Raw genomic sequence first — 18811 nt, 5'->3', positions numbered from 1 at the left:
TTGAATAGTAAATGAACCATATCCAGTTTGATTTCATTTACTGTCGTTGAAGAGGAGTCTTTTCTTTACCTCTGCAAACTCTTCTTCGGTAATCAATTTTTGCTGAAGTAATTCGGCATACTTCTTTAACTCGTCTGCAAATCCGATGGGGGAGGGATTTACCGTCTCTTGCTTGATTGGAGATGAATCGATAGCCTTATGTATTGGTGCGGATTCGACTACGATGTCCTTCGCCCTTCTTAATTGTTTCTGAAACTCATCAATTTCCGATTTGTCATAAAGATTGACGTCAAACGCCATCTTACCGCCAGCAAACGAAATCTCAAATAAGTCCCGGCGCTTCAGTAAGTAGGATATTAAAGAAACCAAGGAAACTAAAGACGTAATGATAAAGAAGGTGACTCTCCACGAATTATATTCTTCACTCTTGATCATTAATGAAATGGCAGCTGCGATGAATAGAACAACGGCTGTAATAAAAAGATATAGTGGATCAAATCTTGTATACCCCGTGCCTGTGATATCTTTAAGGTCAACGATCCGTTCTTCAAATGACCTCTTCAATTTACTGTTCTCGCGATAAAAACATTGGCCTTTGAAATAGACCCTTTTACTACTAAGAATGGAAAACCCACGTTCAAGACCACTGCCAGATAGAAAATTAACGATATATCCGTTACCGAGCGAAGCAATATACTGCTCTGTCGGTTCAACAAAAACCTTTTCAAATTTGACCTTCAATTTTTCAGGGATCGATACTTCACCCAAAGCACTATAAGAGATTCTCTTTGAGAGTGTTAAGCCAACAATAATCAGTGTGGCTAGGAAGAAAGGAAATACAAAGAGAGCGGAAGCTCCCGTCATTACACCCCATATGTAGCCAGTTGGAGGACTCTCGAACAAAGAGTGCAGAATAATTGCACCAATTGAAATCACTCGGTCTGCCAATATTATCCCTGCAATAAATGGCCTTCTTTTCTCAGAGTTTGCCTGATAGATCAAGAACAACGATAATAGCAATATGAGAAAACTGACAATAATACCCCACACATGGACTGCGGTGTACGGTTCCTCAGAATTATATGAAATAGGCCAAAATACCAGATAAACCGCCGCGACAACCAATCCGCCTTTTGAAAGAGTTCCCCAATTCTCAGCTGCCCATTTACGCCAATTCAATCCTCGCTTCTGCTCAACGATGATGTACGTAATAACAGCAGTAAAAACGAGTAAGTTAACAAACCAGTTTGATGTTGTCATGTTCCTTCCCCTTTTCTCTTGTTTTATGACTAAAAAGCGTAGACAAAGATATATACTTAAATAAAGCACCAAAAAAATCTTGTTTTGTTGAGTATCCTTTCTGGTATGTCCATAATAACACAATTGATAATTGGGTAAAAAGAGGTACACTGCATTGAGCCAGAAAGACCTGCTTAAACCCATTATCGCTAAAACACTTAAAAAACTCCGCAAACAACAACGCATGAGCCAAGAAGATCTCGCTGGAGCATGTGAGGTTGACCGCGCATATATCTCAATGATTGAAGTTGGTAAGTACGAACCATCAATGACCAAGATATTCGAACTATGTTCGGCACTGAAGATCAAGCCTTCTCAGTTTGTCCAGTTATTAGAGAGCGAGATCGAAAAGCAGAACCCTAAGGGGAGAGAGTGACTTAACTTGCAAACCTTCGAAAATCCGTCAGGTATCTCCTGACGGATTTTTGCGTTTCGAGACTAAGGGTAGTGGAACGAAGTATAATTTTCCACGGACTTTAAGTGACATTTAGCAAGACCTAAATCCCCATACCTACTGTGCCGATATTTTTATATAGATTGGTCGTTGTCGGGAGGTCATTGATTTGCAAGATATACGCCATCATTTTGGTCAACGAGTACGCGAACTGCGGCTGCGTAGCGGAATGTCACAAGAAACACTGGCTCACAGAGCCGGGCTTGATCGGACATATATAACGGATGTTGAGCGCGGCGCACGGAATGTCAGTCTGGTGAATATCGAAAAGATCGCTGCCGCGCTGACAGTTTCAATTGAATATATGTTTTCTGGGGAAAGGTTCTCGGCAACCCCCACATATCAACAAAAAGACTTTACGGAGCCGATTCAGGAACGGTTTAAGTACCATCTTGATCCTGAAACACGAGTGCTGGCCTTTACCGTAAAAGGCCTTCTGACCCCACAAGATGTGGCATACATGGATAGAACGCTGATTGGGCTTTGTACTGGCTTTGACAGAGGGGAGATAAGCTTGCTGGTCGACCATAGATTCATGCTCGCTGCAGATGGGGAACCGGCTGTGTACTCGCCGGAGGTTGCGGAGAAAGCGGTCGAGTTCCAAAAGAAATTATTGAACTATTCGAAAAGAGTTGCCGTCCTGTGCAACTCCCAATTTATGGTTCAAAATCTCAATCACGTTACAGCGATCAGCGGAATTTATAACAAGTCTTTTCAACTGTTCGGCAAAGACCGTGATATGGTTCAACAGGCATATGAACTTCTCGGCATCAACGGCAATGAACTGATTAAGGAAAAGAAATAGTAGAGCCGCCTTCGCATATTGCAAGGCGGCTTTAAAATACCCCCATGAGCGGCAAGACAGGGGGATGCCATACTGCATATACGACTTTTGAAAAAAGGAACCTTTATCTAATCTGATCGAAATACTGAGGGGAACGCGGCTGTTTACTGGCGTTTTTCCAATGCTGATCCGCTTCGGCACTCTTAATCAGATACGGTATCGCGGCGCGAACCAAAGCATCCATTGAACCGAACCGTTTGCCCGTGAACGGACAGACATACTGTGTTTTCGTCTCGACTTTCGCCACATTCTCTCCGTCTGGAAACAAGAGACAGAACGTGGCATCTTTTGCCTTCTCAATCACTTCCGGCGATGGCTGCTGCTCGGTGTTACGTAAATAAATATCCCAACGCTCTTCGACATGGCGGCGCTCATAGGCAACCGATTCTTTAACCGGCTCTGGCTCCGAGACTGTCGGCGGCTGACGTATGACATCGCGGAAGAAAGCCGATAATGTCTTGCCAGACGCTTCGAGTTCGGCCCATTCTTCCTCGGACAACGTGAGCGATACCTTGCGCGTAATTCCAATCGCTTTCCGACCTGCGCCTTCTCGTTTACCCCCTCGGGGCATGAACGTCACCTCTATGATTTAAGTTACCCGTATCATAGCATGAAGTTGATGGGTATGAAATAGGTAACTTAAATCTATGGACTAATATGATGGTTGCCGCCGCGCTGTCCTGCGGCGGATTTTGAATACCCCCACAAACAGAAGAGGGTTACCGCCGAAAAATCAGTGGTAGCCCTGTGACCGAACATGGAATACTCGGGATGGTTGAAGGTAACTGGACGTTTTATCGCGACCTTCGTGGCTGGACTGCCCCGGATCACGGATTGGCCACTTTACCAAGTTACTCACGATTTATCAGCATCAGCCGACATAAAACCAAAGAAATGCTTGCTGATGAGTATGCCATCTTTGATCCCGGCGTAGTACATCTGCTCTTTCTCTATCGCGTTTCGATAATTTGCCGCCTCGTCCCATTCGAGCAATAACTTCAGCTGCTCTTCCGACAATTCGCCGCGAAGTCTCTTCATGAGCGCTTCCTGATTCTGGCGAACTTCTTTATTGATCTGATACTCTCCAGCCGCAAAAGCCAACTCATCGAAGCGTTGTTTAAAAGCGGGCTTTAGCCAGTCTGGACAAGGAAATTGTGACATAGGTATGAGCCTCCCCTCACTAGTTTCGTTGATGGTAGCGTAAGAGGGAGGGGCTTTCAAGTAGTTTTTGCGGTAGTGGGAAGGGTGGATAGTGTGGTCAGAAGGGGCGATAAGGTCTGAGATGGTCGGATGATCGTGCAAATAGAAAAAGAGCCGGATGGCTCTTTTGAACAAACTAAGTTTCGAGCGAGCTTACTGAAACAGTACCACCGCTCTTAAGGGGGTGAGCTGTTATTATTCCTCATGGCGGCTAAACTTAATGGAAAACATCCTCTTTATGTAGCCCTCCAATAACCTTAGTGAGGATTCTTCTCTCCAACTCTCCAGTAAGTAACGAGAAAATAAATGATGCACTTCATCCTGATAAAAGTCAGCTTTAATTGTAGCTCCTTTCTCGGACCCCAAGAGTACTAGTTCAACCCAGCTTAACCCCCAGTCTCCATTTGAAGTATGTATAAAAATTGACAAATAGATCGTATGCTTACCTTCCATATCTGAATAAAATGGGGCAATGTCTGTATAAAAAATATCTTCGTATTCGCCACAAATTCCGTAGACTACTCTATTAATTTCTCGATAATTCAAGGTATCCACTTCATAAGATAACACAAGAAATCTCTTAGTGATATCTTCACCATCACCCTCTCGTAATATTAAAACCGGATCAGATAACCTCTTTGCGCCCTTGGCCTGTGCATCTGGCACTTCATCAATGTCAATGTTTTGGTTCAAAATACTTCTGACCACTATCGACATATTCTTTACGCTAAAATCGCTATTTAAGTGTGCCCATATCGAATCATAATCCAATGAAGGCAAAATCTTTTCTGACAGGCCCTCAGCTTCTATGAAGAGATCGGAACCGCAAGGAGATGTTGGTAATCGTCTTAGTGAATCCACTATTTCATGGGGGACTGTTGCTTCTTCTAAAGCCAGATAACCAATATCGAATATATTTATCTCAGTTAAATGGAACTCGCTGGATAGAAGAGCTACATCCAGATTGGACTTAGTGGAACTATCAGTGCCAGCTCTTCTCCCGATTGCAACGTTCTTAAAATATCCTTTATTCGCAGGCTTTTCAACCACATATGCTTTAATAAAAAGAAGTTCCCCAACTACTGGTTCCTTTCTTGCAGGTATGCCTTTTCCAATACACACTTCATTTGCTTTCTGTACGAACTGAAGCAAGTCCTCTCTTCCTACTACTCCTGGCCCAAGTAAGAAGTTTGAAAGATATATAACATCATCTTTCTCTTGATTGCTTATTGTAAAGTCAGCAGGTACATCACCAAGATGGAAGCCGATGTAAAAGCTGACCTCACGAAATTCTACTTCATCAGTCATCGTTAACTTCCTAAGAACGTGAACAGTAATGAAATCTTGTTTTTCAAGATCTTTAATAACTTGGTTTTCTTCTGACACAGTAGGCTGACATAATTCATGATATACATTTGAGATGACGGTGCCTTCATTAAAAAATAGATCGACCATGTCATCTTGAAAACCTAAAACCCTAATAAGCATCTCAGCATACAATTTTTGCTGGTCTGTCATTCTGATAGCCATTAATACTGCCTCCATTCAAAGATGTGAAAGTGAAGATGTTTCAATAAAATTCAACATTTAAAGTGTGACAAATAACCAGCGATCTCCATCATTCCTGAAGCCAATTCAACTGTTGCCGATAATTTTTGCTCCATGTAAACCACACCCTTCATTGTCTCGATATCACTCTGATTATTACAATATCAATGATAAGCAGAATTGATGTTATCCTGCCACGGACTTTAAGTCACTTCCAACTTGTTAAAAAGGAGTATGGCGCGGTATAAGCTTCTCGCCAATAAAACTCTGCGGCTGCTTGCTAGGATGCCGAGGAACCAAACGAGATGGCATGATAATAATGGACAAAAAGAAGGGCATAACCCCCAGCACGAATTTCGCCTCTAACCGCATTAACTAGAATTGAAGTCTTTGGCTTGAACGATCTATGAAGTATTACTCATTGGCTGCCGTTGTCTTCTTCCTGCTTGATGTATATTTACTACATCTGTATATACGGTCGAAAATATTGTTCTTGGGAAAATGACTGCGTTCTGGATAGGTCGGACAAATAATTTTGCACAGAGCAAAATTTCTTGTTACCCCGGACAGGGAGTTACGTCTCTCTTACTGATTAATATCGATTGAGTGATTATCAGAACCCCAAATTAGGATAGACACATGACAACCAGAATCACTCCCTCAGTTCAGCTTCTCTATCATATGAAAAGTTCATAGAGCCTCCTGCTGTACTTGGTAACATTATCCTTTAATGATACCCTACTAGGCCAAAAGGCTCAAGCTGAACTATTTTTCCCGAAGATATATATCGCATAAAAAAGGGCTCGCTTCCCTTCGAAGAGAGCGAACCCCTGAGTGACTGGCTTTACTTATTGAATTTCATATTTGTTACCGTTCACTTGCTCCGTGATCCACGATCCCATGAAGCCGTCCCCGGCGTACTTCATTAACTCGAAATCTTTTTTGCAGTTAACCCCGGATACAATGAACTTGACACCAAGCTTCTTAAAGGGAGATAAGATCAGGTCGACAAAACTTTCATCGCCACCCTCAATACATTCAGAACGAATAAATGGGCGGTCTCCATCCCCGCTCCTAAGCTTAATAAACGAAGGAAAGGTCTTGATGAATGCAGGAATCGTCCAATTGCTCGAGAAAGGCCAAACAAGGACTCCTTCGCTATTCTCTTCCAAAGCGAACGACGGATTGAGTTGAAGAAGGTCTAAATAGTCGTAATCGATGTTTCTCTTCTTTAAGAGAAAAATGATATTTGCATTATTCTCGGTCGCAGAGGGTAGAATCTCAGGGCAAGCTTCTCGACCATCGGCACGAACGAGCAGGGGAACAGTCCCTTTGTAGCTTGAGATGGCCTGGTACTGGTAGTAATAGTCCCAGATATTCGTTACCTCGTTGTCTTGAAAGCCGCTCAAATCGAAATCTCCATGTTCTGCGCCAGTCTCAACATGCTTTACCGCTGCTTCATACGCGATAATGTTGAACTCGCGGTCGACAATCGGTAGGTATACACCTACTGTTTGATTTTCTCTGTAAAGCTCACTCATTGAAAACTCCTCCTTGAATTGAAATGGGACTTGGTTAGCCAACTGAATGTACCCACTGGGGTTCAGAACAGCAATACCGCATCCATACAAGCTGTATTTAGGCTCCGCGCCATACTGCCTGTAGAGAAATGAGTATGCGGTATACGGGGTAACTTTTTGCCAGTAAAAAAGAAGCAGCAGTACCAAAACTCGAGTAGCGAGGTCTGTACTGCCGATTTGTGAACATTCGTCGCGTTTCACTTACTTGGTTCTATATAAACTCCTGTCGAGCCACACTTTTACTCTTCTTCTCAGGCGGTGCTCATTTGCTTCAAATTTCTTCATAAAGGCTTGAACCTCTTGAATAGATGTTGCTTGGCCGACGTTACCACATACCTTCTCTAATTCAATAAAATTAAATAACCTGGACTGAACTTCAGTGAAGATTCGATCCTTGATCTCTCTTGAATTACTGAACTCCTCAATTGCCGAGGAGCAATCCACGATTGTGCGACATTCCTTCGTCATGAGATACTTCTCAAGGGAATATTCATAAAACATAATGAGCATACGCGCGTAAACAGCCGTCACAGCCCTAAGCTTTGCAAGTTCAAGCGGACTCAATCCTGCCATCTCCACATGCTTGTTAATTTCATGGGACGAAACGTTCACAAAAACTCCTCCTCATCATCTTCATTTTGGAAGCAGTATGGTTAGAAAAATATGTACCCCAGAGACAATACCGCATCCATACAAGCTGTATTTAAGCTCCGTTGCATACTGCCTGTAGAGAAATGAGTATCCGGTGTACGAAAAAACTTTTTTCCAGTAAAACAAGCAGCAGTACAAAAACGTCTCGCCAAAATAAAGAGTGCCGTTTTATCGGCACCTTCAACGGAATGTTACTTTTTTATGCTTTGTTGTGCATAGATTGTTGCCGCCCATGCTGCGAAAACCAGAACCCCTGAAAGGCATCGGCAACCAATTCTACGCGCTCAAACCGATCTCGATTCTCGATACCGTCAACAATAATCAAAGTTCCCGACTCTTTAAGCGGCTTCAACAGTTTAGCTAAACCATTCATTGTGTCATCGTCTGCGCAGGACTGAATCACATCCCAAGCCAACTTAATAAACTTTGGTCGAATATCGATCAAGATCGGCAAAGAAATAAAGCATTGAACAAAACCCGAAAGTACAATTTGAATCCCATTTCTAGATGGCCGATCTGACTGATGCTGCATCCTTCCATAAGACAGCATCTGAGAATATTCGACTGCAAGGATGATCTCACTGTTTGGGTGCAACAACAAGTTGGGAAAAGGATCGGTTACTTCTGGCCGAGAATTCAAGATCAGCGGAACCGTTCCCTTGTAAGTCTCGACGGACAACTTTGTATAGTAAAAATCCAGATTGGTCTGAACATTATGCCGGTCTGAAGCAAGGTACGAAAACCGCTCCTGATAGGAAGCATCGAACTGCATAATAGCTTCATAAGCGATAGGCTGAAAATCTCGATTAACAACCGGCGCAAACTCCACTTGAACACCAAACTCGCTCCATTTTTGCTTTTCAGTTATGTGCATTGTCGGAACCCCTCACTTAAAATCCACAACTTGTAATGCGCGGCGCATGATCCATTAAACGCGCCGCGCTTCTTTATGCTCCAAGCAGGATTTTGGGTTTAGAAATCCAAAACCCCTGGAAAGCATCAACAACCAAAAGCAAACTCTCAAATTGTGCTTCCGACTCGATACCTTCGGCAATGATCTGGATACCCATGTCACGGAACGGCTGTAAAATCCTTTTCAATACGTCCTGAGATCGCTCATCCGAGCAGGATTGGACGACTTCCTTGGCCAGCTTGATATATTGCGGCTGGAGCCGCATGATGAACGGCAAAGAAAGAAAGCCATAGCCGAAATCGTCTATGGCAAAGCGAACCCCTCTGGCCGACAACCATTCGACATTTTTCAACAAACGTTGTTCTTGATACACCAGTGCATGCTCGGTTAGTTCTATGACCAAACCATGCCGCTTCGGAAGCGAGAGCGGCTGCGGGAACGGATCGCAAGAGTACGGATGTGAATTTAGAAATAAGGGAGCGGATTCCGTGTACTTTTCCAGCGCCAGCTGCTTGCATAACGTGTCCATCGCCACGATCCGATCCAGCCGCTGAAAAGATGGAGAGAGGAAATCGGCTAATACTTGACTCGCATCTGTACCCCGGATAAAGGACTCGTAACCGATGACCGATAGCTGGCGGTCGACAATCGGTTGGTACACCGGATGCAACTGTAATGTGGAGACGGGTTTATTCGGCTCCATTGTGAACCTCGATTTTTCGAGATGCCACCTGCTCCGAAATCCAAGTCCCCATGAACGCATCGGCAACCGGCTTCATAAGTTCAAAATCTTCTTCGGAAAGAATATCGCAAGCGATGATACGGATACCCATGTCTTTGATCGGCTTATAAAAGCACTCGAACAAGTTGTTCAATGCCCACTTATCTCCCGCATAGTCAATAAGCATTTGATTGCGAGGAAAACGTCGATCCGGCGATATCTTAATAAACTCCGGGTGAGCATTAAAGTGAAAAGGCCAAGGCATTACCCCTTGCGCGTTTTCCGCCAAAGCATACGAAATCCCCTCGCCAGCGTAGAGTTCGAAGACGCGATCAAGATATTTTATATCCATCCATTCTTTCAACAGAAGAACGATTTGAACCCCTTCGGGTCTTGGAAACGAATCGGGAAGTGGATCAGCACAGTCAGCTTTAAGAATTAACGGAACCGATCCTCGGTAATTCTCGAGAGCAAGTTTTTGAATGAAATAGTCCGGGTTAGCGAAAAGCTTGCTTAGGTCGATGCCGTCGAGACTGAAATCGGCCTCTTCCTTTTCCAACTCCATTAGCTCAATTCCAGCCTCATAAGCAACAATTTTGAATTGCTCGTCCACCACAGGAATAAACTTTCCGCCGATAACGTTCATTGAATACCACTCCATATCATTTTGATTTGAGTAACCAAATTCATTCAAACTCCACTCGTTCAATGACCGAACCCATCTCCTGCATCGAAGGCTCGATGTACCGCCTGGTCGTTTGAATATTGGCGTGTCCGAGCAGAGATGCGACCGTTTCGATCTGGCCGCTTTCTCGGGCAACCCCCTTAGCATACGTGTGGCGGAGCTGATGTACCGTAAAATCGATCTTCGTTAACTCCGACAACTTCTCGATCATGTGCTGAATCGCCCGGGTCGTCATACGGTTGCTCCGCTGCGAATAGAACAGGTATGGCGATTTCCTATCATGGTAAGATAGCCAGCGTTCGAGAGTATTTTTCGTCTTCTGCTTGAACGGAACATGCCGGTACTTTCCGCCTTTTCCGCTTCTGACAACAATCAGGCCGGATTGTAAGATCACATCAGTCAACATTAGATTGGCGGCTTCATCGACACGCAAACCGCAGTTGACTAAGACGGAAACGACCGCTTTGTAGAGCGCCTTTCTTTTGTCGCTGGTGCGCTTTAATAACTCAATGGCATGGAAGATTTTTGCGACTTCATCTTGATTGAGCCATCTGGTTTCATTTTGTTTGGCAACCGGGATCAGCTTAATCGCGCTGATCGGGTCGGAGCGGAACTGTACCCCGAGGGTTCCTGCGAATACAAGCAACGTCCTTAAGGCAATCAAATTTTGGTTTATCGTCGCCGGGGCAAACTGCCGCTGTGTCCGTACATCCATTCTTGATTGGAGAAACGCCTTGAAGTCCCGGACTACGGTCTGCGTCACGTCCTCGATCTCCGTAACCTCACCCCATGAAGCTGCCAACCAATTCAGGAACCGCCTGAAGCACATTTCATAGCCTCTAAGCGTATTTGCCGATTTCCCATCGGCTTCCAACCGCTTCAAGCACAGCGCGGCGACCGCATCGATTCTCAAGATTTGCACCCCCTTGCCAAACGTTATACGACGAGTTGTAAACGTACATTGTACGACGAGATATGCCCGAACAGGTGGCGTTAACCGCCAGCCCGAAGACCAAACTCGTCATATAATGACTATTGTGCGACGAGTTAGAAGGGAGGGGATTCCGGGCATAGTGAACCTCATGTCGACCAGAATAAAACCCCCTGACCACGGAAAGAAGGAAACCTGTTCTTTTGGGCAGACTTCGGATGACTGTGTCATGACTGTTGGTACGGATGCGGATCGCTAAGAACGAGAACCCACGTAGGAGGGATGGGAGTACACATCTGGTTAGCGATACCGCATCCATGACATATGTATATTGGCTCCGTGTTACACTGCCTAATAGAACCCGTACCTGCGGCTTCCTGGAGAACTATTTCTACGAGATACAAAAAGAAAGACAGTCAGAACTCGTAGGGAGAGTCCTTTGCTGCCTTTTTCTGAATAGTATGAATAAATTAGTGCGACAGAGCCGCTTGGTTAATAAGTAAGAGCCACATTGTTAACGAAATAGAGCCATGCTCACAACGTAGTGAGCCACCTCGATCTGAGGTGGCTCACAGTTGTAAAATTGAACTATCGTATCCGTTAATTCAAAAATGGAAACAGCGGATAGAATAGCATGTTACCTACATAAACCACCATCAAGGTTCCAATTAAAGTTCCTAAGCAAAAAGAAAAAATGCTGTGTCCTTTGTTTTTTATCCATCCCAATGAATAGCCGATTGCCAAAGTTAATGGAATAAAAGTTAAACCAACTGTTAGTTGGCCTATCGAAAATCCCGCTAAAAAACTAAAGATATAAATTCCGATGGCTGAGATCCAGTAAAGTTGATGTTTCCCTCTTATTGCGAAAAATAATGACACAATTGATAAAACCAAGGAAGAAAATGCTATTACAGAAAAAATCGGCATCGTATCTCCCCATTCAAATTACTATCATTTTACTATGACCATCATATCCATTGTTTAACATATCTGCCCGTTAGCTTAATCCCCGCCTGGCTCTGTATAATAACATGGCTCTACTTTATTGACATAGTAGCTCTGACTTAACCATATGGTACTGTTACATCGAGTAGTAGGAACACCGGACAGATATTCACAACGAAAGCAGAATGTGCAACCTCTTTTCCTTCTATAATTGTACACCCCAAAATAAAGCGACGGATTGGACATAAAGGAAAACTGTTCTTTTAACCCCCTAAGATGGGGAAGTTTTTGGACACCTGACCGGCAGACGATTTATGCGTCCAAATAACAGGCAACAGCATACCATTAAGGGCGAATACCCCGATTTAGCCGTTAAACGGCTTGTAAGCGATCAAACCCCGATCACAGAAGGACGAGTACAAGAAAATCGATTTGTGAGCCTCGTAACAGAATTTACGAGATAAAAACTTTCGGAAAGTACAAAGCTCAGGGCAGGAGTCCTAAACTGTCAATTTTCTGAGATCATTTACAGCGAATACGAAAACTGCATGTAATCGTCCAAGGACTTTATCTCTTTACCGGAGCTTTTATCCGCCCCGAATTTACCATCATCCCAAGAAGCCATTCTGTTCGGGATAAATGTTGTCCCGTCGAAAAGGAATCGGACTTTCATGTTAAAAATACTCCGGCCTTCATTCCTTGCGCTTAACTCCGCCGTAATTGCTAGTTTCTTCTGTGCTTCATCTAATTCGAAATGTCCGAAAGAGATCAAGTCAATTGGATACACGGTATTAGGCATACCGCCTGTGGTACTTACTTCATGTGCCAGATGATGCTCGCTATCGATAAACTTTCCTGATCCATCAGAAGCAATCTGAAGCGACAGAGTGCCATGCAGGATAGAATTATATTTTTCCGGTGAAAAAACTCGTTCCCAACGATTGCTGGTTCTCTTTAGAATGATAGCATCTTCATCCAAATTTACTTTCAGAAGCTGGTTTCCTCTAAAAGTAGTGGCTTCAACAAAACCGTTCTGATAGTAGTTGGAACTTCCTTTATGGTCTTGATCAAAGAGGATGACCGGCTCTCCATCAATAATCAGTTCGACTTTCTCATAGTTTGGTTTTGTACCCGGATCATAGTAATAAACAAGGCTGACATTGAGTTTTTGGTCGCTGCCTATCTCAACCTTATTGTCAAACAACACTTTTCCGTTGATCGGCGTTGATTTATCTTGACCGACATAAATGGTTTGCCCCTTCTGGATATATCCGATATGAAGCAACTGCAATAACTCCAAAGGCTGAATATTGATACCGCCTCCATGATGAGTGAAAGGCTGTGTCTCCATCTTCACTTCATGGTCGTTCTGAAAAACGTGATAAGTTGCGTTAGCCCCTTCAGCGAATTTCAAATACTTTAAGCTTTCTTTATGACTCGTATCCAACCTAAAGGTGACCTCATTATCCTTGCTTCCAATTCTGAACTCGTATGGTATCACGAAATCCTGATATTGTTCCGGCTTCTCAATTTCTTGAATAGCAATCCCGAACGCCTTAGCAACATCAAACAATGGCCAACCAAATTCGTTTTCTCTCAGTTCCTTGTGTAGTACGCCTTCGTAAACGAATCCTTCATATTCATCGTTTGGATCAGTTTTGATATAAGAAAGGGCTCGTTTCACGTCAGGGGTTTGCGCAGACTGTTGTATCTGAGTTGCTGGCTTTTGGAATCCTGACTTATCTTCGCATCCGAACAAAAAAGGTATTACAGTGAAAAATATGATGAATCGTTTTCTGCTCATCAGGAAACCTCCGATCTATTACATCTCCATAACCAATAGACGAAAGCGATAAATTATAAGTTGCGTATAAGCGGTTTGGGCAGAGAAGAAAACTGTTCTTATAACCCCCGAGATGGGGAAGTTCTTGAACACCTAACCGACAGACGATCTATTCGAACCGAATGAAAGGCAAAAGCAAACCATTGAGAGCGGGTGCCCCAATTTAGCCGTGTAACGGCTTATAAGCGATCAAACCCCGATAGCGGAGGTGAGAGAACCATAAAATCGATTTGTGAGCCTCGTAGAGCGGATTTTTACGAGTTAGCCCAAGAAGGCAACGTCGAGAATCGGGAGAGGGAGTTCTTTACTGCCGTTTTGTGGTAGACTTTATATAGAAGCCTTTTGATTATGTTGTTACGGGGGATACTACGATGGAGTTTAAGTTAGAGGAAGTCCATAGGTTCCTGAGTGATGACGAACTGATCAATGACTTAAAGAGAGTTGCCGTAGAACTGAATAAAACAAAAATTACTCTTGAAGAATACAACGCTAACGGAAAGTATCATGGCACTACTCTGACAAGGCGATTCGGGTCATGGTTTACCTGTCTTGAACTGGCAAGGCTGCAACCGACACGAAGTCCGATAAATATCTCGGAAGAAGATTTGTTCGATAATTTAAGAGCGGTATGGACTTCTCTCGGCAGACAGCCGCGCTATGATGATCTTTCTCCTTCAATATCGAAATATTCAGTAAGTACATATGAAAAACGATTCGGCAGTTGGAATAATGCCTTGAGAGCTTTTGTTGAACATGCGAATAACGCGAATGAGTCATAAAACGAAAAACAAGCAACCTTTTTATCTCTTCGGAAATGAAAGGCAGTGCCAAAACTCAGATCGTGAGAGTTCTGTACTGCCTTTCTTCCTATTTATACAGGCAATATCTTGGAACTACGCTGCTGGTTTAAGTTCTGTGACCAATTTGTTTTGCCGGGCTTATATTATTTGGGTTTAAGTCGAAATGATGATAGTACGGTTTCCATCACATTTTCGTCTATTTTTTCGCTGTTAAAATAAAAGCCGTATGAACGGCCATTTTCCTTAACGGACACATACCAGCGGATTTCCTTGTACTTCCATTCGGGTTCCTTATCAGCAGCCGGTTTCGTGTGGGTCAACTGAATCTTATAAATGTGAACATCCATATTCGCAATTGCTAATAAGTCGTTGCGTTCTTTGAAATCTGTCTGTTCAGCATGATTAGGCTTGAAGTTTTTCCATGTTTCAGAATCAAACCATCCTAATATCTCGGTTTCACCTATTTGTTCCCCATTTTTTTGGAATGAGAAAGCGTCTTTACCACTCCCCTTTTCCACATGCCAGCTGTTCGGAATTGCAAAAGTAAACGTGGACGCTTCAACTGTTTGATACCCATCGGGTAAAGAGAACGGCGCTTGAGTTACAGGTGGTTTTTCGTTTTTCGTTGGCTGGTCAACAACTTTATTGATAGTAGGCGTATTTGATGCTGGTGCTGGTGCTTGGTTTTCTCCCCCCTTTTCATGACCACAAGCAGTAACGATCATCGCTAGAATAAAGACAGCCATTATCGATTTGAATATATAGCTCATGAGTAGTCTCCATTTTTATAATAAATTTGTATAGCGTTGCGGAACAAAAAGGGAAACATACCAAAGGTAAACCCCTGGTATGTTTCCAGATAATTATCCGTTTTATGATATAATGTCATCAGAGTCTATTCCACCACAAATTCCGAATAGCCGATTTTTTGAAGAATGAATGATATGTGCCACCTTAAGTCACCGATCCAATAGTAAGAATTTAAGTATTGAACTCTTATGCGCTGCCCTCAATGATACTAATTACATGCTGGGCAAACTCATCAGTAAGCCTAATTTTGTCTGCACCAAATTGCAAAGCGCCGAGCGTTCTTCCTCCGACATAAGTAATGGGCAGCTTCGAATCAAAAGAAGCCTGAATACTCGAGATCGTATTATCTAATGTAAACCAAGCTTGACTATACTTCGGGCAGAGGTTTTTAGCTTTTACTTCCCAAGGCCATCTGTAATTTTCGTTCCATATGTACGGTTCGCTTATCACCTTGAAATACCCCAATAGCTTTGTCGAGCCGACCCCATAACAGATTAGAATATCTCCAACCCGAACTGAATTCGGGCGTCGTTTCGAAAAGTGCATTACTTCAATATCGCTCGATATTTTCCTTGAAGGCTCGAAGGGTTCATCTGAAAATCCAACCGGCTTTATGAAATAACGAACGTCCGACTTGGTTTCGATAACCTTATGCTTGATATAGCTATTTACTTCCAGATTGATCTTAGGAGCGACCGGTTCTCCCGAGTTCTTAGTGTAACTGTCGATTTTAACAATAATGTTGTGAAGCTCCTCATTCGTAAGAGCGTGACTGCTGACTTTACTGATATCGGCAATGATTTGCTTTAACGCTGCCGAGTCATCTATCTGAACACCCCACTCGTGATTGTGGCTTAACCCCCGATCCGTGAAATTCGCTGATGTAATGATACCCCTGATCGGACTGCCGTCTTTACTCGCAATATAGATTTTACCGTGCAGTTTGTTGTCAACGTGTACTCTATACGCAATCGAGCGAGTGAGACAATTTACTGAAAACGAGTAGAGGGAGTTGGCCTTTTTGAACAGGTCGGGATCATTGTCCCGTAAGGTTGTGATTAAGACGATACGCTTAACTCCAGAGGGAGCGATAATCTCATCGAAGAATACATCGAATGATTCCATCAGGAACGGACTGATAATGTGCAATTCGTCGGCGTCCTTGACCAAGTTCTTTATATCGTTGAAATGACTGGAGTCAATATTATTTAGAATCTTCATTCTGAAACCTCACTTGAATTGGATTCCGATCTCAGGCCACTAGAGACCTTCTTCATATTTTGACAAGACTCAACTATCCTTGTTTGTTGAGTTTTGACCAAAAAGAAGGCCGTCACGTGAAGCGTACTATTGGCGTATCCGGTTAGAGTTCAAAGACTAATATTCATTACTATACTACAAAACCCAAAACGCCAGAATTCCGCCTAATCCTGCAAGAGTAAACATCAATCCACCAATACGAGTCGACCATACATATAAGTCAGATGGCTCTGTTGCATCGCTAGATTTCCAACTTTCCGTAATTGACCAGATTACCGAAGGTTTAAACAACATAAATAGTCCCAATAATAAAAGAAGAACCCCCACAATCCCCAAAACGTTCATCCCCCAATCAGCATTTTACCTTCATACGTTTGAAGGTGGAAAAAGTTGCATAAACATAAATTGCTTCCCCGTTATGCGACCGAAACTTCAATAAAAAATCGACTGCCCTTGACTGTTAAAACAAGTCGAATTAGGAGCCTTCAGCTATTTGCAAAAAATCACCATTGGTTTGAGGAAGATGAATGGAGCCTGGATCGGGAAACCACGCCAACTCTCTGGTCGATACACCGGCTGCTATGAACTCGATGCCCAAATCGCGGAGATATTCCAGAACTCTCGTTAAAGCAGTTACGATCTCGACCTGATTCCGCTGAAGGGGAAACCGCCGTGATAAGATGATGAATCGGGGTTTCGCTGTTTGAATAAGCAGAGGTAACGCTTGAAGTCCTTGACCGATTTTCCGAATCGGCATTTCCTTCAATGAAACTCTAGTCGGTTCGTAGTAATAGACGCTTAACCAAACTGATTGATATACGACGGTAATTTCAAAGAAAAGTGGCCGCGGCGCAGATGCAGAACCCCGGTGAAGCCACTCGCTGGTACTAAGAATCAAAGGTGCCTCGCCAGAATAGGACTCGACGGCAAGGCGCTTGTAGTATAAATCCAAGTGATCCTTGACATCATCGGGTCTGGATGTAAGGAAGTGTCGGGCGAGGGCTGAATCTTCAAGAGTTAAGATCGCGTCATACGCAATAATATCGCTATGCCGATTCATAACTGGCGAAAACGCCAAGTCAATGCCGAGCATATCGAAATTGTATGTGTTCATGGCAGAACCCCCGTACACAGTCACTAAGGATGCGGAACGCTGATTATCAAATCAAGAGAACCCCCGCAGGAGGAAGGACGGGACTCCTTGCTCGGTCAGCGATACCGCATCCATGTTAAGGGTACTTCAAGTCGAGAATAGACTGTCTAAAGGAAGCCGTGCATGGGGAACGGATAAGCAAATACTGCAATGCAATACGCCTTTGAAAATCGGCTTCGTGCTTAGGGAAATTGTCACTTCTTGTCCTTGGTAACTATTCTTCTTAATTCTTCAAACGTCTGTTTTCTTCTCTCCGCTTCTTCTTTTGTTGGACGACCCGGGCCACGTCGAGGGTTTCTTTGTTTAGCGGCATCTATATTTACCTGAAGGGACTCTTTGTAGGCTTTATACTCCTCAACGGTGGATGGCTTTAACATGGAATTAACTTCATTCCAATCAACATATATCTCGCACTCCAAGAATGCGTATGATTTTGAATTACAGTAGGTTTTGTACCTCAAAGGATCGATTCTTTGCCCTGCATAACGCCCCTCTGGTGATGGTAGGGTATGACAAATACAAGTTGTTTGATTGGAATCCAAAGTATATGGCTTACCTGAATGAGGACATTTTGTAGTCATCTTATCTGTTCTCATTGAAAGTCCCTAATACCCTTGATTGTTGAATTTTTACCAAAATAAATTCGCCCACAGAAAAGGGCAGTTAATATGTGTAGTCCCTTTATTTCTGGGTATTTTTCATTTCCTCGATTCTTTTTGCCTGTTCTTCGGGAGTCATATCTTCAATATGAGTTGCTATCCACCAAATATTTCCGAAAGGGTCTTTAACCCCGCCATATCTTTCGCCTGCATGTGTCATATCAGTTGGAACCATAATCGATTGGGCCCTGTTTTGAATTGCTTTTTCATATATGCTGTCACAGTCAGGAACATAAATGTACATTGAAGCTGGAAAAACCCCATACTCATTCATTGGCTCTCCTGCCATTATGATAGAATCCCCTACGAGGATCTCGGAGTGCATTATTGATCCGTCTGGCCTGTCAAGTTTATATTTTAGTTTCCCGTTAAATACCGTTTCTATAAACTCTATCAAAAGCGATACGTTTTCCACCATTAAATAGGGATTTACAGTTCTCATTCCCTCGGGTTTATACTTGACTCTGTTCAATGATTTCACGACCAAGTCCCTCCAATCTTTATAAAACATTATT

Annotated in this window: 21 protein-coding genes; 3 read left to right on the top strand and 18 right to left on the bottom strand. The window is 43.2% G+C overall.

Annotated features, from left to right (window positions below; genetic code table 11):
- Positions 1 to 33: 33 nt before the first annotated feature.
- Positions 34 to 1260, bottom strand: a complete 1227-nt coding sequence (locus tag B7E11_RS04555) for an SHOCT domain-containing protein (RefSeq protein WP_080832420.1) — start codon at positions 1258 to 1260, stop codon at positions 34 to 36.
- A gap of 154 nt (positions 1261 to 1414) precedes the next feature.
- Here B7E11_RS04555 and B7E11_RS04550 point away from each other — a divergent pair, with 154 nt between their 5' ends.
- Together B7E11_RS04550 and B7E11_RS04545 are read left to right on the top strand one after the other, a co-directional pair.
- Positions 1415 to 1675: a helix-turn-helix domain-containing protein gene (locus B7E11_RS04550; RefSeq protein WP_080832419.1), complete on the top strand. Its 261-nt coding sequence runs from the start codon at positions 1415 to 1417 to the stop codon at positions 1673 to 1675.
- A 187-nt stretch (positions 1676 to 1862) separates the two neighbouring features.
- Positions 1863 to 2558, top strand: coding sequence for a helix-turn-helix domain-containing protein (locus B7E11_RS04545; RefSeq protein WP_245809617.1), 696 nt, complete (start codon positions 1863 to 1865; stop codon positions 2556 to 2558).
- A gap of 103 nt (positions 2559 to 2661) precedes the next feature.
- Here the strand turns inward: B7E11_RS04545 and B7E11_RS29380 are convergent, their stop codons facing one another.
- From B7E11_RS29380 to B7E11_RS04490, 11 genes are all read right to left on the bottom strand, one after another.
- Positions 2662 to 3096, bottom strand: a complete 435-nt coding sequence (locus B7E11_RS29380) for a hypothetical protein (RefSeq protein WP_176220587.1) — start codon at positions 3094 to 3096, stop codon at positions 2662 to 2664.
- Between the two features lie 356 nt (positions 3097 to 3452).
- The gene (locus tag B7E11_RS04535) at positions 3453 to 3758 is read right to left on the bottom strand and encodes a hypothetical protein (protein WP_080832418.1); all 306 of its coding nucleotides are present in this window, start codon (positions 3756 to 3758) and stop codon (positions 3453 to 3455) included.
- Between the two features lie 234 nt (positions 3759 to 3992).
- Positions 3993 to 5327: a hypothetical protein gene (locus B7E11_RS04530; protein ID WP_080832417.1), complete on the bottom strand. Its 1335-nt coding sequence runs from the start codon at positions 5325 to 5327 to the stop codon at positions 3993 to 3995.
- A gap of 866 nt (positions 5328 to 6193) precedes the next feature.
- Positions 6194 to 6886, bottom strand: a complete 693-nt coding sequence (locus B7E11_RS04525) for a hypothetical protein (RefSeq protein ID WP_139787065.1) — start codon at positions 6884 to 6886, stop codon at positions 6194 to 6196.
- A gap of 240 nt (positions 6887 to 7126) precedes the next feature.
- A complete protein-coding gene (locus B7E11_RS04520; protein WP_080832415.1) occupies positions 7127 to 7537 on the bottom strand; it encodes a hypothetical protein in 411 nt (136 codons plus the stop codon).
- A gap of 238 nt (positions 7538 to 7775) precedes the next feature.
- A complete protein-coding gene (locus B7E11_RS04515) occupies positions 7776 to 8450 on the bottom strand; it encodes an EAL domain-containing protein (protein WP_080832414.1) in 675 nt (224 codons plus the stop codon).
- 73 nt (positions 8451 to 8523) lie between these two features.
- Positions 8524 to 9192 (bottom strand): EAL domain-containing protein, encoded by a 669-nt coding sequence (locus tag B7E11_RS04510; RefSeq protein ID WP_176220606.1) that lies wholly within the window; start codon positions 9190 to 9192, stop codon positions 8524 to 8526.
- On the bottom strand, positions 9179 to 9919 hold the full coding sequence (locus tag B7E11_RS04505; protein WP_139787064.1) for a hypothetical protein: 741 nt from the start codon (positions 9917 to 9919) through the stop codon (positions 9179 to 9181). The genes B7E11_RS04510 and B7E11_RS04505 overlap by 14 nt, the downstream gene beginning before the upstream one ends.
- On the bottom strand, positions 9897 to 10808 hold the full coding sequence (locus tag B7E11_RS04500) for a tyrosine-type recombinase/integrase (protein WP_080832411.1): 912 nt from the start codon (positions 10806 to 10808) through the stop codon (positions 9897 to 9899). Before B7E11_RS04500 ends, B7E11_RS04505 begins: the two co-directional genes overlap by 23 nt.
- Positions 10809 to 11426: 618 nt before the next feature.
- Positions 11427 to 11753: a hypothetical protein gene (locus B7E11_RS04495; protein WP_080832410.1), complete on the bottom strand. Its 327-nt coding sequence runs from the start codon at positions 11751 to 11753 to the stop codon at positions 11427 to 11429.
- A gap of 544 nt (positions 11754 to 12297) precedes the next feature.
- Complete coding sequence (locus tag B7E11_RS04490) at positions 12298 to 13575, bottom strand: hypothetical protein (protein WP_080832409.1); 1278 nt, start codon at positions 13573 to 13575, stop codon at positions 12298 to 12300.
- A 410-nt stretch (positions 13576 to 13985) separates the two neighbouring features.
- On the opposite strand from B7E11_RS04490, the gene B7E11_RS04485 reads away from it, so the two are divergent.
- A complete protein-coding gene (locus B7E11_RS04485; RefSeq protein ID WP_080832408.1) occupies positions 13986 to 14393 on the top strand; it encodes a homing endonuclease associated repeat-containing protein in 408 nt (135 codons plus the stop codon).
- 164 nt (positions 14394 to 14557) lie between these two features.
- Here the strand turns inward: B7E11_RS04485 and B7E11_RS04480 are convergent, their stop codons facing one another.
- From B7E11_RS04480 to B7E11_RS04460, 6 genes are all read right to left on the bottom strand, one after another.
- Positions 14558 to 15184, bottom strand: a complete 627-nt coding sequence (locus tag B7E11_RS04480; RefSeq protein ID WP_080832407.1) for a hypothetical protein — start codon at positions 15182 to 15184, stop codon at positions 14558 to 14560.
- A gap of 226 nt (positions 15185 to 15410) precedes the next feature.
- Positions 15411 to 16445 carry a restriction endonuclease PLD domain-containing protein gene (locus tag B7E11_RS04475; RefSeq protein WP_080832406.1) on the bottom strand — a complete coding sequence of 345 codons (1035 nt, stop codon included), beginning with the start codon at positions 16443 to 16445 and terminating at the stop codon, positions 15411 to 15413.
- A 174-nt stretch (positions 16446 to 16619) separates the two neighbouring features.
- Positions 16620 to 16829, bottom strand: coding sequence for a DUF6199 family natural product biosynthesis protein (locus tag B7E11_RS30745; RefSeq protein ID WP_342744448.1), 210 nt, complete (start codon positions 16827 to 16829; stop codon positions 16620 to 16622).
- Between the two features lie 130 nt (positions 16830 to 16959).
- Positions 16960 to 17598 (bottom strand): hypothetical protein, encoded by a 639-nt coding sequence (locus tag B7E11_RS04465; RefSeq protein WP_080832404.1) that lies wholly within the window; start codon positions 17596 to 17598, stop codon positions 16960 to 16962.
- A gap of 233 nt (positions 17599 to 17831) precedes the next feature.
- Positions 17832 to 18098, bottom strand: coding sequence for a hypothetical protein (locus B7E11_RS28785; protein WP_139787063.1), 267 nt, complete (start codon positions 18096 to 18098; stop codon positions 17832 to 17834).
- 220 nt (positions 18099 to 18318) lie between these two features.
- Positions 18319 to 18777, bottom strand: coding sequence for a VOC family protein (locus B7E11_RS04460; RefSeq protein ID WP_080832403.1), 459 nt, complete (start codon positions 18775 to 18777; stop codon positions 18319 to 18321).
- Positions 18778 to 18811: the final 34 nt, after the last annotated feature.

The organism is Cohnella massiliensis, assembly GCF_900169535.1.
Lineage (GTDB): Bacteria > Bacillota > Bacilli > Paenibacillales > Paenibacillaceae > Cohnella > Cohnella algarum.
This window is presented reverse-complemented; position numbering and strand designations above follow the sequence as displayed.

Coding starts and splice junctions, on each gene's coding strand:
- B7E11_RS04555 (WP_080832420.1), bottom strand. CDS start 1,260: ATGACAACATCAAACTGGTTTGTTAACTTACTCGTTTTTACTGCTGTT.
- B7E11_RS04535 (WP_080832418.1), bottom strand. CDS start 3,758: ATGTCACAATTTCCTTGTCCAGACTGGCTAAAGCCCGCTTTTAAACAA.
- B7E11_RS04530 (WP_080832417.1), bottom strand. CDS start 5,327: ATGGCTATCAGAATGACAGACCAGCAAAAATTGTATGCTGAGATGCTT.
- B7E11_RS04525 (WP_139787065.1), bottom strand. CDS start 6,886: ATGAGTGAGCTTTACAGAGAAAATCAAACAGTAGGTGTATACCTACCG.
- B7E11_RS04515 (WP_080832414.1), bottom strand. CDS start 8,450: ATGCACATAACTGAAAAGCAAAAATGGAGCGAGTTTGGTGTTCAAGTG.
- B7E11_RS04510 (WP_176220606.1), bottom strand. CDS start 9,192: ATGGAGCCGAATAAACCCGTCTCCACATTACAGTTGCATCCGGTGTAC.
- B7E11_RS04495 (WP_080832410.1), bottom strand. CDS start 11,753: ATGCCGATTTTTTCTGTAATAGCATTTTCTTCCTTGGTTTTATCAATT.
- B7E11_RS04490 (WP_080832409.1), bottom strand. CDS start 13,575: ATGAGCAGAAAACGATTCATCATATTTTTCACTGTAATACCTTTTTTG.
- B7E11_RS04485 (WP_080832408.1), top strand. CDS start 13,986: ATGGAGTTTAAGTTAGAGGAAGTCCATAGGTTCCTGAGTGATGACGAA.
- B7E11_RS04480 (WP_080832407.1), bottom strand. CDS start 15,184: ATGAGCTATATATTCAAATCGATAATGGCTGTCTTTATTCTAGCGATG.
- B7E11_RS04475 (WP_080832406.1), bottom strand. CDS start 16,445: ATGAAGATTCTAAATAATATTGACTCCAGTCATTTCAACGATATAAAG.
- B7E11_RS30745 (WP_342744448.1), bottom strand. CDS start 16,829: ATGAACGTTTTGGGGATTGTGGGGGTTCTTCTTTTATTATTGGGACTA.
- B7E11_RS04465 (WP_080832404.1), bottom strand. CDS start 17,598: ATGAACACATACAATTTCGATATGCTCGGCATTGACTTGGCGTTTTCG.